The following is a 14,897-nucleotide window of genomic DNA, read 5'->3' as shown; positions in this document are numbered from 1 at the left end:
CGGGCGCTCCGCGCCAAGGCGAATAGCGAATGGCGAATGGCGAATGGCATTATCTGGCAGCCTTGTCCTGCAAAGACCGTATCAAGGCCCGCAGCATTTTGCCCAAGCTGTCGCACTGGGCGAGGGTTGTTTGCGAAGTGGCCAATGGAAGAATCCCGACGCGCTCCGCCAAAATCAGATGTGTCTCGAGTTCTTTCAGAGATCCCTGCGAGATGCGGAGATACTGAACGAAGCTGCCGGTATTGTCCCGGCCGTGTCCCTCGGCGATATTGGCAGGGATCGAGCCAGCCGAACGCCTGATCTGCGATGTCAGTCCGAACAGCTCGTCGCGCGGAAACGCCTGCGTCAGACGATAGCACGCCTCGGCTACGGCCATGGCATCCTGCCATACCCGCAAATCCCGATACGAACTGATCGTCGACTCGCTCAACGTTCATCCCTATTCGCCACTCGCTACTCGCCATTCGCTAATTCGCCTTCTCGTCACCGGGCAACACGGGGTAATCCGCGCCTTCCCAAGGCGAGAGAAAATCGAATTTACGGAATTCCTGGTTGAGCCGGACCGGCTCGTAAACCACCCGCTTCTCCTGGTCGTCGTAGCGAACCTCGACGAAACCGGTCAGCGGGAAGTCCTTGCGCAGCGGATGACCGTCGAAACCGTAGTCGGTCAGCAGCCGGCGCATGTCGGGATGGCCGACGAAGATCACGCCATAGAGGTCATAGGCTTCACGCTCGAACCAGTCGGCGCCGGGAAACACCGAAATGATCGACGGCACCTGCGTCGTTTCGGATGCCAGAGCCTTCAGGCGAATGCGGGTGTTCAGCACCGGCGACATCAGGTGATAGACGACGTCGAAGCGCTTCTCGCGACCGGGATAATCGACTGCCGTCGCATCGGTGAAACTGACGAAGCGGCAGCGCGGATCGTCGCGCAGGAATTGCGCGACTTCGACGATCTTCGATGTCTCCACCGCGATCGTCAGCTGGCCGAACGCCACCTCATGCGCGAGCGCGGCACCAGGAAGGGCGCCGACAATCGTCTGACCCAGTGTGTCGAGCCTCACATCGTCCATGACAAAGCCTTAAGCGTTCGCGAGTCTTAGCGTTCTTGGTCTTAACGTTCGATCGTGCCGGTGCGGCGGATCTTCTTCTGCAGCAGCAGCACGCCGTAGAGCAGCGCTTCTGCGGTGGGCGGGCAGCCCGGCACATAGATATCGATCGGAACGATACGGTCGCAGCCGCGAACCACCGAATAGGAATAGTGGTAGTAGCCGCCGCCATTGGCACAGGAGCCCATCGAGATGACGTAGCGCGGCTCGGGCATCTGGTCATAGACCTTGCGCAGCGCCGGAGCCATCTTGTTGGTCAGCGTGCCGGCGACGATCATCACGTCGGACTGGCGCGGCGACGCACGCGGCGCGAAACCGAAGCGCTCAACGTCGTAACGCGGCATCGAGACCTGCATCATTTCGACTGCGCAGCAGGCGAGACCGAAGGTCATCCACATCAGCGAGCCGGTGCGCGCCCAGGTGATCAGATCGTCGGTCGCGGCGACGAAGAAGCCCTTGTCGGACAGCTCGGCATTGACCTCGAGAAAATACGGATCGTTCGCGCCGACCGGCTTGCCGGTGGACGGATCGATAATGCCTTTCGGCGCCTGCGCGATGGCGGGAGCCGAGGCTATGACTGGGCTCAATCCCATTCGAGCGCGCCTTTCTTCCATTCGTAGGCGAAACCGATGGTGAGCACGCCGAGAAACACGATCATCGACCAGAAGCCGGTTGCGCCAAGCTTGCCGAAGGCCACTGCCCACGGAAACAGAAAGGCGACTTCCAGATCGAAGATGATGAAGAGAATCGCCACCAGATAGAACCGCACATCGAATTTCATGCGTGCGTCGTCAAAAGCGTTGAATCCGCATTCATAGGCGGACAGCTTTTCCGGATCCGGCTGCTGGTAGGCGACGAGAAATGGCGCGATCAGCAAGGCCAGACCGATAACGGATGCGATGCCGATGAAGACCACAAGTGGGAGATAATTATGCAAGATGCCGTTCATCGGCGAGCCTTACCCCTGCGGCCCTGACTTTGCCACAGATTCGAACATTGGAATGGTTCTGAGGCTTAGCGCAGCGCAACAAGCCATGCAAGACAAGGGATGTTGACAGTTTCATGCCCTGCCATGCGCGGCGCGACGATTGAAACGCAACCTTGCCGATGCATCGCCGGCCGCGACAAACCCGCCGCAGATTCCCAAAAATCCGGCATGACTTCTCAATGACCGGGACCGTCAAACCTCGCCTGTCGGCGGGTCGGACCTGGCGCTCCTTCCCGGCAGCATCAAGCCCTCCAGTTCGGCGCGTTTCCGCACCAGCAGCAACTCCGCGGCGGCGTTGTCCATGCCCGCCTGTCGCAACAGGCGGATCGCCGCGCCGAGCTCCGCGATCTGCGCCCGCAATGTGATGATCCTGAGCCGCGGCGGCTCGCTCACGCCGGACATACCAGCGCCTCACGCTCCGCAATGAGCGCCAGCAGATCGGCCTGCATCCGCCGCAGGCGCCCGGAGGCATTGGCGCAGTCCAGTCCGGCATTGGTCAGCAGCCGGATATCCGACTGCGCCGCCTTCATCTGGTAGCGCAGCCGGGCGATTCTGAAATTCAGGTTGGCGAGCTTGGTCATTTGCGATATAGAACAAAAAGAGAACAAATTGACAAGCCACTGTTTCGACCCAGATCGGATTTTTTGGAGGTTCCCATGACCCTTGCTTTAAAGACCCTGGCTTTGAAGACTCCGGCCTTGAACACCCAAAGCGAGGTCGCCGTTCCCGCGATGGCGGCATCGGTATCGTCGTATGAGAGCCTGCCGGATCGCCTCTCCGGCCCGATGACCCGCGGCCAGGCGCTGACGCTGAAATCGCTGGCGATCGAGGCCTATCAGCCCAGACAATTCGAAAAGGACCTGACGCGCGCGGAAGCCGCGCGGCGGATCGAGGCGTTGAAGCAGGAAATCGCGTTGGCAGATTCGTTCTGAGCGCCGGCACGTCAAATGCTGCGCGAGACGTCTGCAGTTCTGTTGGGGAAACCTGTGGGGTGACCGCGGATGGACCTAAATCCGCCATTCCCGATGGAATGGCGCGAGAGACGGGACTCGAACCCGCGACCTCTGCCGTGACAGGGCAGCGCTCTAACCAACTGAGCTACTCCCGCGTGGATCGTCTGCAATCCCGCAGTGGGGCTGGACATAAAGGGACGTCCTTTTGAAGTCAAGGACGTTGCAGAACCATTCCCGAGAACATCACAGAACAACGTCGCTGCAGGCCGCGCGAGAAGGCCGTTTTAAGGCCGGAAATGCAAATAAGCCCCTGTTTGCAGGCAAAACAGCGGGGCGGCATCGCTTCGAATCGTTTAAGCCCTGCTGCGTCACAGGTTTAAGACCGACACCAACGAGAAGGGCCAGATTCATGGCAAAAGCTGCAACCACCGCCGTCGCGAAAGCGGCCACTCCTCCCACCGTCACGCTGAAGCATCTCGCCGCGGCCCTGGCTGAAGATCACGAGCTGTCGAAGAAGAAGGCCGAAGAAATCCTCGGCGACATGGTGGAACGCATCACCAACCACCTCAAGAATGGCGAGCGTATCCGAATCGTCGGCCTCGGCATCCTTCAGGTTCGCACGCGTGCCGCCCGCACGGGCCGCAATCCTGCGACGGGTGAGCAGATCGAGATCAAGGCGAGCAAGAAGGTCGCGTTCCGCCCGGCCAAGGAACTCAAGGAAGCCGTCTGATCGATCGACTGAACTGACCTCATTCCGGGCCGCGTCCTCGTGACGGCCCGGAATGAAACTTCTAAGCTGTCAGGACTTCTGCAATCAGATGGTGCCCTTTGACAGCAACTCCCCCCTTCGATTTCGCCCATGACGTGACTGCGCGTTTCCTGCGCTACGTAGTGATCGACACCCAGTCCGATCCCGCCTCCCCCACCTGCCCGTCGACCGACAAGCAGAAGGATCTCGGCCGGCTGCTTGCGTCCGAACTGCGTGATCTGGGGCTCAGGGACGCGCATCTCGACGAGCACGGCTACGTCTATGCGACGATCCCGGCGACATCGGACAAGAAAGTGCCGGTGATATGCTTCTGCTCGCATATGGACACCTCGCCCGACTGCAGCGGCAAGGACGTCAAGCCGCAGATCGTCAAGAACTATCGGGGCGGCGATATCGTGCTGCCGGCGGACAAGACACAGGTCATCCGCGTCGCCGACAATCCGGCGCTAAAGGACCAGATCGGCCATGACATCATCACCACCGACGGCACCACTTTGCTGGGTGCGGACAACAAGGCTGGCCTCGCCGAGATCATGGATGCAGCGCGCTTCCTGATCGCCAATCCTGACATCAAGCACGGCACCATCAAGATCCTGTTCACGCCCGACGAAGAGATCGGCCGCGGCGTCGACAAGGTCGACCTGGCAAAACTCGGCGCCGACTTCGCCTACACCGTGGATGGCGAGACCGCCGGCCATATCGAGGACGAAACCTTCTCGGCCGATGGTGCCGTCATCACCATCGAAGGCGTCAGCGCGCATCCCGGCTTTGCCAAGGGCAAGATGGAGCACGCCATCAAGATTGCGGCTGCGATCGTCGAGCGGTTGCCGAAGGACACCTGTTCGCCGGAGACCACCGACGGCAAGCAAGGTTTCCTGCATCCGATCGGCATATCGGGCGCGCTTGAAAAGGCGACGCTCAGTCTCATCGTGCGCGATTTCACCGATGATGGCCTCGCGGAGAAGGAAGCGCTGCTGCAATCCATCGTCGATGACGTGATGACGGCCTATCCGCACTCGACAGCGACGCTCGAGATCAAGCCGCAATATCGCAACATGAAGCAGGTGATCGACCGCTATCCGCACATGGTCGAATACGCCGTGGAAGCGATCCAGCGCGCCGGGCTCAAACCCGTCCGCAGCAGCATCCGCGGCGGCACCGACGGATCGCGGCTGTCCTTCATGGGCCTGCCCTGTCCCAACATCTTCGCCGGCGAACACGCCTTCCATGGCCGTACCGAATGGGTCAGCGTCCAGGACATGGAAAAGGCCGTGCAGACCATCGTGCATCTGGCGATGATCTGGGAAGAGCGGGCGTAATGGTAACAAAGAACCGCTCGTCTCACTGCGTAAAGGAGCGAGGGCCAAGCATTCCAGTAATGGCGCAACTGTGTATAGTTCTGTCGTCAAACGAATGGCGGATTGCGCGCCGTGACGGCGACGATATCCTCCGCCAGTACATTTTATAAATTATCACGCCATAATTCTCGCAAGAATAACTTCCCAATACATAGCTCCATTTCAGCTGATATGCAGGCGCGCCATGGGGTCATTCAAGGGCAAGCATTTTCAGACCGCATTGTCGGCGATCGAAGGCATCGCCGATGCCGCCTCCATGTCTGCGGTTGGCGATATCGTGGCCGCTACGGTCAAATCGTTCGGCTACAACCATATCTGCTTTCTGGCCTCGACCGGCGTCAACCAACCGTTCGAAGATCGCGTGTTGCTGAAAGTATGGCCCAAGCCGTGGGCCGAACAATATAGCGCGTCGAATTTCTATGCCTGCGATCCCGTTGCGCCGCGGATCCGCCGGCAACCCGAGCTGTTCACCTGGTCCGACATCCGGCTCGACGAGATCAGCCCGAAATCACGGAGCATCATGGAAATCGCATCCGTCGATTACGGATTGAAGTTCGGCCTCTGCGCACCCGTGCACGGCATGAACGGCTATCAGGCCGGCCTGTCACTGGCGGGCTGCGAAGTCGAAAATACCGAGGACGCGCACGGCGCCATCGAGCTTGTCACCATGTATGCGTTCAACCGCTTTGCGACGCTTCGCTCTCACCAGCGCGCGAAGTCGATCGCGCTCACCTTGCGGGAGCGCGAGGTCGTCAGCTGGGTCGCTGCCGGAAAGACCGCCTGGGACACGAGCGTCATTCTCGGTATCTCCGAGGATACGGTGAACAAGACCGTCACCGCCGCCATGCACAAGTTGAATGCGCATACGCGCGCGCAGGCCGTGGCCGAAGCAATCAGACAAGGCCTGATCGCTTTCTGAATTGTCAATCCCCTGCCCACGGAATACCGCGACCAAACTCATCATGAGACTCCTCCACGCAGACCAGCGTGGGGAGATTTTCGTGATCGAGGTCATTCACAGCGGTAATGCCGGGCAGTTCGGCGACCTCCTGGACAAGCAATTTCGGCTACGGCACGAGGTCTTCGTCGGCGAGCGCGGCTGGACCGCCCTCGATGTCGATGGCATCTACGAGAAGGACCAGTATGACGATGATGCTGCCATCTATCTGGTCGCGGCCAACGACGCTGGCGCTGTTGCCGGCGGCTTCCGGCTCTATCCAACCGTGTTGCCTCACATGCTCAGCGAGCAATTTCCGCAGCTGCTCGATGGCGCACTGATCCAGCGTCGCGATGTGCTGGAGCTGACGCGCTTTGCCATGCGCAAATCCGAACGCCGCAGCCGTCACTATTTCGAACTGCTGCTGGCGATCCAGGAGTATGGCCTTATGGAGGGCCTGTCCGGTTTTACCTCGGTCATCAATCCCTTGCGCATCCCGATTCTTCAGGGCTTCGGACTGGAGATCGAGCCACTGGGATTACCCACCATGATCGATGGCGAGGCCACCATCGCCGTGATGTTTCATGTCAGTGAAAAGTGTTTTGCCCGCGTCAGAAAGGGCGTTGCCATCGAAGACAGCGTCTTTGCGTTGCCTCAGACATCCCGGCGGATCGCCTGATGCCGATGTCTCCCAGTCAGCTCCAGGTCATTCAGGGCGGCAAAGACGCCGACGAGCTCATTGCCACGATGCTGCAAGCCCTGCGGCTGGCGAACGCGTGCGGGTCCGAGACGACCTACGATCTGCTGCGCATGGCGCTGTTGAACGAAGGCGTTCAACTCGCCAAGGTGCTTGCGGCGCGATAGACGAAACACGCGGAGGATATGGGCTTAGGGAAGATGGTAGGCGGCGAGAGATTCGAACTCCCGACCCTCTCGGTGTAAACGAGATGCTCTAACCAGCTGAGCTAGCCGCCCTCACGGCCTCTCTTTAACGCCGGGATTTCCCCGCGGCAAGGCGTTCTGCGTGGATCGTCTCGCCCTTACGGATCGTTCGATCCCTTCGGCCGCGCCGGCAGTTCCGCAAGATCATGAATCCAGGGCGCGGCTGACCGGCACCAGATCTGACGTCTAGGCGGAAGTTCGGCGCGCTGGCGGATACTGCCCCAGCGAATGCCCCACTCATTGTCGTCCGCCGCTTCGCCGCTGGCGAACATCGGCGAGCCGCATTCCCCGCAAAAGTGTTGCAGGCGGTTGAGGCCGTTGTCGCCGCGCTTGATATAGATCTTCGGCGCACCGCCCGTCATTTCGATCGTGTCCACCGGCGTCAGCACCGTCACGCGATAGGCCGAGCCGGTCATGGTCTGGCAATCCGTGCAATGGCAAATCGACACCCGCTGCGGATCGATCGTCGCGCGATAACTGATGAAGCCGCAGTGGCATTGGCCATCGATCTGCATCCAGCGCCTCCCTCTTCGCTCTCAACGTTGCAAGCCGATCGCCGGCGACGCCTGAAGATCCTGCCGTGGCATGACGGGCAGATCGTTGTCCGGCCGCTGGCTCCCGAGAAAATTCGCGCGATCCCTGTTCCTGAACTCCGAACGATGGCCGTCGAATTCCCGCGACGAACGATAGCCGCGCTCGCGGTCCGGTCCAAAGCGCTTGTCCAGCGGTTCACTCATCACGGCATCTGCCGCAATGAGCGAGATCACGGCTGTGAGGATCAATGTCTTCATCAGGGAGGCCTCTGCGGTCATTCTAGCATCGGCCACCGATGGTCGAAAGCAGTCGGCCTGCGATGGCCCGCAAACAAAAGCGGCGCCCCGAAGGGCGCCGCTGATAGTCGTCGAGAATGCTGGCCTCAGTGCGCCGTAAGGCCGCTGCCAGCCTCTTCCGCGCCATCGGCCTTCACCGGCAGCTTGGTGTCCTCTTCCCAGACGATCGCCTTCGGCGCCCGCACCAGGGCGTTGGCGATCACCTCGTCCATCCGGGCGACCGGGATGATGTTCAAGCCGCCCTTGATGGCGTCGGAAATCTCGGTGAGGTCCTTGGCATTGTCCTCGGGGATCAGCACCGTCTTGATGCCGCCGCGGGCCGCTGCCAACAACTTCTCCTTCAGACCGCCGATCGGCAGGATCCTGCCGCGCAGCGTGATCTCGCCGGTCATGGCGACATCGTGACGGATCGGAATGCCCGTGAGCACGGACACGATCGTCGTCGCCATCGCCACGCCTGCGGACGGACCGTCCTTCGGCGTTGCACCCTCGGGCACGTGGACGTGGATGTCGCGCCGCTCGAACAGCGGCGGCTCGATCCCGAAGTTGATCGCGCGCGAGCGGACATAGGACGCCGCCGCCGAGATCGATTCCTTCATCACGTCGCGCAGGTTGCCGGTGACGGTCATGCGGCCCTTGCCGGGCATCATGACGCCTTCAATGGTGAGCAATTCACCACCGACATCCGTCCATGCCAGACCGGTGACGACACCGACCTGATCGTCGCTCTCGATCTCGCCGTAGCGATACTTCGCCACGCCGAGGAATTCCTCGAGATTCTTGTCGGTGACCTTCACCACCTTCTTCTTCGAGAGCATCAGCTCCTTCACGGCCTTGCGGGCCAGTGTGGAGAGCTCGCGCTCCAGATTACGCACGCCCGCTTCGCGGGTGTAGCGGCGGATCATCAGCAACAATGCGTCGTTGTCGATCGACCATTCCTTGGCATCCAGACCGTGCTTCGAGAGCGCGATCGGAATGAGATGCTTGCGGGCGATCTCGACCTTCTCGTTCTCGGTGTAGCCGGCGATCCGGATGATCTCCATACGATCCATCAGCGGCCCCGGGATATTCAGGGTATTCGCCGTAGTGATGAACATCACGCTCGACAGATCGTAGTCGACCTCCAGGTAGTGATCGGCAAAGGTGCCGTTCTGCTCAGGGTCGAGGACCTCGAGCAGTGCCGACGACGGATCGCCGCGGAAATCGGCGCCCATCTTGTCGATCTCGTCCAGCAGGAAGAGCGGATTCGTCGTCTTGGCCTTGCGCATCGACTGGATGATCTTGCCGGGCATCGAACCGATATAGGTCCGGCGATGTCCGCGGATCTCCGCTTCGTCACGCACGCCGCCGAGCGACACGCGCACGAACTCACGTCCGGTTGCCTTCGCGATCGACTTGCCGAGCGAGGTCTTGCCGACGCCGGGAGGTCCGACGAGGCACAGGATCGGGCCCGACAGCTTGTTGGCGCGCGTCTGCACCGCGAGGTACTCGACGATGCGGTCCTTGACCTTCTCGAGCCCGTAGTGATCGTCATCCAGCACGGCCTGCGCCGCGGCGAGGTCCTTCTTGACCTTGGACTTCTTGCCCCACGGAATCGACAGCAGCCAGTCGAGATAGTTGCGCACGACGGTCGCTTCCGCGGACATCGGCGACATCTGGCGCAGCTTCTTCAGCTCATGCTGCGCCTTCTCGCGGGCTTCCTTCGACAGCTTGGTCTTGGCGATCTTCTCTTCGATGTCGGCCAGCTCGTCGCGACCTTCGTCGTCGCCGAGCTCCTTCTGGATCGCCTTCATCTGCTCGTTGAGATAGTACTCGCGCTGCGTCTTCTCCATCTGGCGCTTGACGCGCGAGCGGATGCGCTTCTCGACCTGCAGCACCGAGATCTCGCTCTCCATCAGGCCGAGCACCTTCTCGAGGCGCGCGGTGACGGATAGCGTTTCCAGGATGCCCTGGCGATCTGCGATCTTCACGGCGAGATGCGACGCGACGGTGTCGCCGAGCTTGGCGAAATCAGTGATCGCCTGCACGACGCCGACGACTTCGGCGGAGATCTTCTTGTTGAGCTTCACATAGCTCTCGAAGTCCGAGACCACCGAACGCGACAACGCTTCCGCCTCGACGCTCTTCGCATCGGTATCGGCCAGCGCGACTGCAGTCGCTTCGTAATATTCGGTACGATCGGAATACTTCTCGACCTTGGCGCGCTCGAGCCCTTCCACCAGGACCTTCACGGTGCCGTCGGGAAGCTTCAAAAGCTGCAGCACGCTGGCGAGTGTACCGATCTCGTAAATCGAGTCCGGCGATGGATCATCGTCCGACGCATTCTTCTGCGTGGCGAGCATGATGAGCGCATCGTTCTTCATCACCTCTTCGAGCGCGCGGATCGATTTCTCGCGGCCGACGAAGAGAGGCACGATCATGTGCGGGAAGACGACGATATCGCGCAGCGGCAATACCGGATAGGAGTGGCTTTCGCCGTGAACAATGGTTGGCCGGGGTTTGGAGGCAGTCATGGCCTATTCCTTTTGCTGTGCCCCCTTGCAAGCAGTCCGCCCGATGGCGCAACCGCACAAGGTGCCGATTTTCCGTCTTTGCTCGGCCGTTTCAGGCTCTACGTGTCCGGATCGTTATGGCGAATCTTGAGGGAGAATTTGTGTTCGCCGAGAACATTAGGTGGCTATGGGCCCGGGGGGTGTCAAGTCGCGGGAATACCCATGAACAAGGGCATTTATAGAGCGTAGCGACAACAAAAAACGGCTGCCGATCGCCTCGGCAGCCGCCTATTGAACTTAAGTCGAGCGTCTTAAACGCGCGCCGGATCAGGCGCTCGCGCTGCTCTCCGCGGTCCGGTCCGAACGGTCGGCGTAGATGTAGAGCGGGCGTGCCGTCCCATCCACAACCTCCTTGGAGATGACGACTTCCTCGACACCTTCCAGACCGGGCAGATCGAACATGGTTTCGAGCAGAATGCTCTCCAGGATCGACCGCAGACCACGTGCACCGGTCTTGCGTTCGATAGCCCGGCGGGCCACCGCACCCAGCGCCTCGTCGGCGAAGGTCAGCTCGATGTTTTCCATCTCGAACAGGCGCTGGTACTGCTTGACCAGCGCGTTCTTCGGCTCGATCAGAATCTTCTTCAGCGAGGTCTCGTCGAGATCCTCGAGTGTCGCGACCACTGGCAGACGGCCGACGAATTCGGGGATCAGACCGTACTTCAGCAGATCTTCCGGCTCGACGTGACGGAAGATCTCACCGGTGCGGCGATCTTCCGGCGCGAGAACCTGAGCGGCGAAGCCGATCGACGTGGTCCGTCCGCGCGACGAGATGATCTTTTCGAGGCCCGAAAACGCGCCGCCGCAGATGAACAGGATGTTCGTCGTATCCACCTGCAGGAATTCCTGCTGCGGATGCTTGCGGCCGCCCTGCGGAGGCACGGAGGCGACGGTGCCTTCCATGATCTTCAGCAGTGCCTGCTGCACGCCCTCGCCCGACACGTCACGGGTGATCGACGGGTTGTCGGACTTGCGCGAGATCTTGTCGATTTCGTCGATATAGACGATGCCGCGCTGTGCCCGCTCGACATTGTAGTCGGCAGCCTGCAGCAGCTTCAGGATGATGTTCTCGACGTCCTCGCCGACGTAACCGGCTTCGGTCAGCGTCGTCGCATCGGCCATCGTGAACGGCACGTCCAGAATACGGGCGAGCGTCTGCGCGAGCAGCGTCTTGCCCGAACCGGTCGGACCGATCAGCAGGATGTTCGACTTCGCGAGCTCAACGTCGTTGTGCTTGGTCTGGTGGTTGAGGCGCTTGTAGTGATTATGCACCGCGACCGAGAGAACCTTCTTCGCATGGAACTGACCGATGACGTAGTCATCGAGCACCTTGCAGATTTCCTTCGGCGTCGGAATGCCGTCGCGCGACTTGACCAGCGAGGACTTGTTCTCTTCACGGATGATGTCCATGCAGAGCTCGACGCATTCGTCACAGATGAAAACGGTAGGACCCGCGATCAATTTGCGAACTTCATGCTGGCTCTTGCCGCAGAACGAACAATACAGCGTGTTCTTGGAGTCGCTGGTACCGACCTTACTCATTCCTATCTCCGTCCGCCGTTCGATCTTGTCTGCCGGTCGCCCAGTTACGGGACACCACCCGTAGATAGAGCAAAATCCGTACCAAAAAAGACCTAGTTCCAGAATGCCGCACGAATCACGGCTAACTCGACTCTCCCGCGATACTAACCGATCCGCATCAGCGAACCATGCTGACAGCCGATGATCAAGAATTCGCTAATCGGCACCATCTCCTGGCGCGTGACAATAGCGTGATTTACGGCATTTACGCGAGGGCGCCCGGAAAATTGGGGAACGTTGCGTGAATGACACCACCCGACCAGCACGAAAGCGGAACTCTCGCGTCTGCTGGCGTCGGCACATAGTACCAATTCGGGAAAAGCTTGATCGATATGGCTGGTTTGGGACAGGCGGCGCGCGGGCGCCGTCTGTCTCGGTTGTCGATATGTTCGCCGAATGCGGCGTCGTTTAGGCCGGCTTTGCCGGGCTCGATTCTTCAGCGCGCTTGTCGATGACCTTGTCGATCAGCCCGAAATCCTTCGCCTGATCCGCCGTCATGAAGTTATCGCGCTCGAGCGCGTTGTGGATGTCCTCGTAAGGACGTCCCGTGTGCTTCACATAGATCTCGTTGAGCCGGCGCTTCAGGCTCTCGACTTCCTTGGCATGGATCAGGATGTCGGTGGCCTGGCCCTGGAAGCCGCCTGACGGCTGATGAACCATGATGCGGGCGTTCGGCAGCGCGAAGCGCATGTCCTTCTCGCCTGCTGTCAGCAGCAGCGAGCCCATCGACGCGGCCTGACCGACGCACAGCGTCGACACCGGCGGACGGATGAACTGCATCGTGTCGTAGATCGCCAGACCCGACGTCACCACGCCACCGGGCGAGTTGATGTACATCGAGATTTCCTTCTTCGGATTCTCGGCTTCGAGAAACAGAAGCTGGGCAACGGTCAGCGTCGACATGCCATCCTCGACCGGACCGGTCACGAAGATGATGCGCTCCTTCAACAGGCGCGAAAAGATATCGTAAGCCCGTTCACCGCGGTTGGTCTGTTCGACCACCATCGGGACGAGGTTCATGTAGGTTTCTACCGGATCGCGCATTGATCACCCGAAAGGTTGGAGGAGACACACGTCCATCGGCAAGACTGGAACCGGTTACGGTTTGCCGGGAGAAGACGAACGTCCCGTGATGCAGGAACAACAAACAGAGCCCACAGATATGGACCAATCGAGCAGCAACAAGACCACCGGTCCACATGCCGCCCTGAACCTCAGTTCAAGCCGATTCGGACGGCCACCGCAAAGCGCTGGAGCCCTTTTGGAACCTGTTTCGAGCGGTATCCTTAACGTCAAAACGCCGGCTGGAGGACCCGGCCGGCGTTCTGATTAGAAGTTTCTAAACCGAACGGTCGCGCGCAGGATGGGTAGAGCGTCTTCGCGAAACCCATCAATCACGCACACTGGAAGCGATGGGTTTCGCTACGCTCAACCCATCCGACGTCTCCAGGCTTAAGCCGCCTTCTCGTCCTCGTCCTTGTAGAGGTCGTCCTTGGACACCTTCTTCTCGGTCACATTGGCGAGTTCAAGGATGAAGTCGACGACCTTGTCCTCGTAGATCGGTGCACGAAGCTGGGCCAAGGCTTGGGGATTGCTGCGGTAAAAGTCCCAAACTTCCTTCTCGCGACCCGGCATCGAACGGGCGCGCTCGATCACGGCGCGGCTGACCTCGTCATCGCTGACGGTGATCTTGTTCTTCTCGCCGATCTCCGAGAGCACGAGACCGAGACGCACGCGGCGGTCGGCGATCTTACGATACTCTTCCTGGGCGGCTTCCTCGGTGGTGTTCTCGTCGGCGAAGGTCTTGCCCGACGATGCCATCTCCTGCTGGATCGAATTCCACATCAGCTTGAACTCTTCGTCGACCAGCGACGGAGGCGCATCGAACTTGTGGGTCTCGTCGAGACGGTCGAGCAGCAGACGCTTGACGCGCTGGCGGGTCGCGCCGGCGAATTCCGCAACCAGACGCTCGCGCGCGGCTTCCTTCAGCTTGTCGAGGGACTCGAGGCCGAGGGTCTTGGCGAACTCGTCGTCAATCACGGTATCGACCGGTGATTCAACCTTGGTCGCAGTGGTCTCGAACTCCGCGGCCTTGCCGGCCAGCGTCTCGCTGGCATAGTTGGTCGGGAACGACACCTTGAGGGTGCGGGTCTCGCCGGCGGCGATGCCGATCAGCTGCTCCTCGAAGCCCGGGATGAAGGTGTTGGAGCCGATCGCAACCGGGATGTCCTCGCCCGTGCCGCCATCGAAAGCGACGCCGTCGATGGTGCCCTTGAAGTTGACGGTGACGCGGTCGCCCGACTCGGCCTTGCCGGCCTTCTCGGTGAACGAACGATTCTGGTCGGCGACGCGCTTGATGGCTTCATCGACGTCTGCATCGGTCACTTCGGCCACCGGCTTCTCGACGGTGAAGCTCTTGAAGTCGGCGAGCGCGATCGGCGGCACGACTTCGATGGCGACGGTGTAATTCAGGTCCGACTTGCCCGACAGGATGTCTTCGACTTCCTTCTGCTCGGTCGGCATCGTGATCTTCGGCTCGGACGCGAGCTTGAAGCCGCGCTCGGTGAAGATCTGCGTGTTGGTGTCGCGGATCAATTCATCGACGGTCTCGGCGGCAACCGAGCGACCATAGAGACGCTTCAGGTGACCGACGGGAACCTTGCCCGGACGGAAGCCGTTGAGCTTGACCTTGCCCTTCATGTCATCGAGGCGCGCATCGACCTTGGCTTCGATGTCGGCAGCCGGCACGTTGACCGAAAACTCGCGCTTCAATCCCTCGGAGAGGGTTTCATTCACCTGCATGGCGTCAATCTTCTTCCCGCTTGGTCCGGCTCGAGGGCCCGACATTGTAAAATTCGTCCGACGCGCGACCGGAAAG

Annotated in this window: 18 protein-coding genes and 2 tRNA genes; 6 read left to right on the top strand and 14 right to left on the bottom strand. The window is 60.5% G+C overall.

What is annotated here, in order from left to right; all coding sequences use genetic code 11:
- Nucleotides 1-49 precede the first annotated feature (49 nt).
- The 6 genes from AC1RLZ_RS26370 to AC1RLZ_RS26345 all read right to left on the bottom strand — a co-directional run bounded on the left by AC1RLZ_RS26370 (nt 50) and on the right by AC1RLZ_RS26345 (nt 2,678).
- Entirely contained in the window at nt 50-430 is a 381-nt protein-coding gene (locus tag AC1RLZ_RS26370; RefSeq protein ID WP_493191035.1) for a four helix bundle protein, read from the bottom strand.
- A gap of 37 nt (nt 431-467) precedes the next feature.
- Nucleotides 468-1,073: an NADH-quinone oxidoreductase subunit C gene (locus tag AC1RLZ_RS26365; RefSeq protein WP_371423626.1), complete on the bottom strand. Its 606-nt coding sequence runs from the start codon at nt 1,071-1,073 to the stop codon at nt 468-470.
- A 41-nt stretch (nt 1,074-1,114) separates the two neighbouring features.
- Complete coding sequence (locus AC1RLZ_RS26360; protein ID WP_089264564.1) at nt 1,115-1,702, bottom strand: NuoB/complex I 20 kDa subunit family protein; 588 nt, start codon at nt 1,700-1,702, stop codon at nt 1,115-1,117.
- A complete protein-coding gene (locus AC1RLZ_RS26355; RefSeq protein WP_068730894.1) occupies nt 1,693-2,058 on the bottom strand; it encodes an NADH-quinone oxidoreductase subunit A in 366 nt (121 codons plus the stop codon). Before AC1RLZ_RS26355 ends, AC1RLZ_RS26360 begins: the two co-directional genes overlap by 10 nt.
- Nucleotides 2,059-2,289: 231 nt before the next feature.
- Complete coding sequence (locus AC1RLZ_RS26350) at nt 2,290-2,499, bottom strand: hypothetical protein (RefSeq protein WP_493191034.1); 210 nt, start codon at nt 2,497-2,499, stop codon at nt 2,290-2,292.
- On the bottom strand, nt 2,487-2,678 hold the full coding sequence (locus AC1RLZ_RS26345; protein ID WP_493191033.1) for a hypothetical protein: 192 nt from the start codon (nt 2,676-2,678) through the stop codon (nt 2,487-2,489). Before AC1RLZ_RS26345 ends, AC1RLZ_RS26350 begins: the two co-directional genes overlap by 13 nt.
- 75 nt (nt 2,679-2,753) lie before the next feature.
- On the opposite strand from AC1RLZ_RS26345, the gene AC1RLZ_RS26340 reads away from it, so the two are divergent.
- Complete coding sequence (locus tag AC1RLZ_RS26340; protein ID WP_371423629.1) at nt 2,754-3,029, top strand: DUF3072 domain-containing protein; 276 nt, start codon at nt 2,754-2,756, stop codon at nt 3,027-3,029.
- Between the two features lie 99 nt (nt 3,030-3,128).
- On the opposite strand, the gene AC1RLZ_RS26335 is transcribed toward AC1RLZ_RS26340, so the two are convergent.
- Nucleotides 3,129-3,205, bottom strand: a tRNA-Asp gene (locus AC1RLZ_RS26335).
- Between the two features lie 254 nt (nt 3,206-3,459).
- On the opposite strand from AC1RLZ_RS26335, the gene AC1RLZ_RS26330 reads away from it, so the two are divergent.
- The 5 genes from AC1RLZ_RS26330 (at nt 3,460) to AC1RLZ_RS26310 (ending at nt 6,978) form a co-directional block, all read left to right on the top strand.
- A complete protein-coding gene (locus tag AC1RLZ_RS26330; protein ID WP_371423630.1) occupies nt 3,460-3,780 on the top strand; it encodes an HU family DNA-binding protein in 321 nt (106 codons plus the stop codon).
- Between the two features lie 98 nt (nt 3,781-3,878).
- The gene (pepT, locus tag AC1RLZ_RS26325) at nt 3,879-5,138 is read left to right on the top strand and encodes a peptidase T (RefSeq protein ID WP_493191032.1); all 1,260 of its coding nucleotides are present in this window, start codon (nt 3,879-3,881) and stop codon (nt 5,136-5,138) included.
- A 223-nt stretch (nt 5,139-5,361) separates the two neighbouring features.
- The gene (locus tag AC1RLZ_RS26320; protein ID WP_493191031.1) at nt 5,362-6,096 is read left to right on the top strand and encodes a helix-turn-helix transcriptional regulator; all 735 of its coding nucleotides are present in this window, start codon (nt 5,362-5,364) and stop codon (nt 6,094-6,096) included.
- Between the two features lie 82 nt (nt 6,097-6,178).
- Nucleotides 6,179-6,793, top strand: coding sequence for an acyl-homoserine-lactone synthase (locus AC1RLZ_RS26315; RefSeq protein WP_371423635.1), 615 nt, complete (start codon nt 6,179-6,181; stop codon nt 6,791-6,793).
- Nucleotides 6,793-6,978: a hypothetical protein gene (locus tag AC1RLZ_RS26310; RefSeq protein WP_371423636.1), complete on the top strand. Its 186-nt coding sequence runs from the start codon at nt 6,793-6,795 to the stop codon at nt 6,976-6,978. Before AC1RLZ_RS26315 ends, AC1RLZ_RS26310 begins: the two co-directional genes overlap by 1 nt.
- A 34-nt stretch (nt 6,979-7,012) precedes the next feature.
- Here AC1RLZ_RS26310 and AC1RLZ_RS26305 read toward each other — a convergent pair.
- The 7 genes from AC1RLZ_RS26305 to tig all read right to left on the bottom strand — a co-directional run bounded on the left by AC1RLZ_RS26305 (nt 7,013) and on the right by tig (nt 14,821).
- A tRNA-Val gene (locus tag AC1RLZ_RS26305) sits at nt 7,013-7,089 on the bottom strand.
- A 65-nt stretch (nt 7,090-7,154) separates the two neighbouring features.
- Nucleotides 7,155-7,571 (bottom strand): GFA family protein, encoded by a 417-nt coding sequence (locus AC1RLZ_RS26300; RefSeq protein ID WP_493191030.1) that lies wholly within the window; start codon nt 7,569-7,571, stop codon nt 7,155-7,157.
- Nucleotides 7,572-7,592: 21 nt separating this feature from the next.
- Nucleotides 7,593-7,868, bottom strand: a complete 276-nt coding sequence (locus tag AC1RLZ_RS26295; protein ID WP_493191029.1) for a hypothetical protein — start codon at nt 7,866-7,868, stop codon at nt 7,593-7,595.
- 104 nt (nt 7,869-7,972) lie between these two features.
- Nucleotides 7,973-10,399, bottom strand: a complete 2,427-nt coding sequence (gene lon / locus AC1RLZ_RS26290; RefSeq protein WP_371423639.1) for an endopeptidase La — start codon at nt 10,397-10,399, stop codon at nt 7,973-7,975.
- Nucleotides 10,400-10,705: 306 nt separating this feature from the next.
- Nucleotides 10,706-11,980, bottom strand: coding sequence for an ATP-dependent Clp protease ATP-binding subunit ClpX (gene clpX / locus AC1RLZ_RS26285; protein WP_089264575.1), 1,275 nt, complete (start codon nt 11,978-11,980; stop codon nt 10,706-10,708).
- 447 nt (nt 11,981-12,427) lie between these two features.
- Nucleotides 12,428-13,063, bottom strand: a complete 636-nt coding sequence (locus AC1RLZ_RS26280) for an ATP-dependent Clp protease proteolytic subunit (RefSeq protein ID WP_371423641.1) — start codon at nt 13,061-13,063, stop codon at nt 12,428-12,430.
- A gap of 408 nt (nt 13,064-13,471) precedes the next feature.
- Nucleotides 13,472-14,821: a trigger factor gene (gene tig / locus AC1RLZ_RS26275; protein WP_371423642.1), complete on the bottom strand. Its 1,350-nt coding sequence runs from the start codon at nt 14,819-14,821 to the stop codon at nt 13,472-13,474.
- Nucleotides 14,822-14,897 lie beyond the last annotated feature (76 nt).

It is taken from the genome of Tardiphaga sp. GW822-FHT04G09, assembly GCF_058800725.1.
This window is presented reverse-complemented; position numbering and strand designations above follow the sequence as displayed.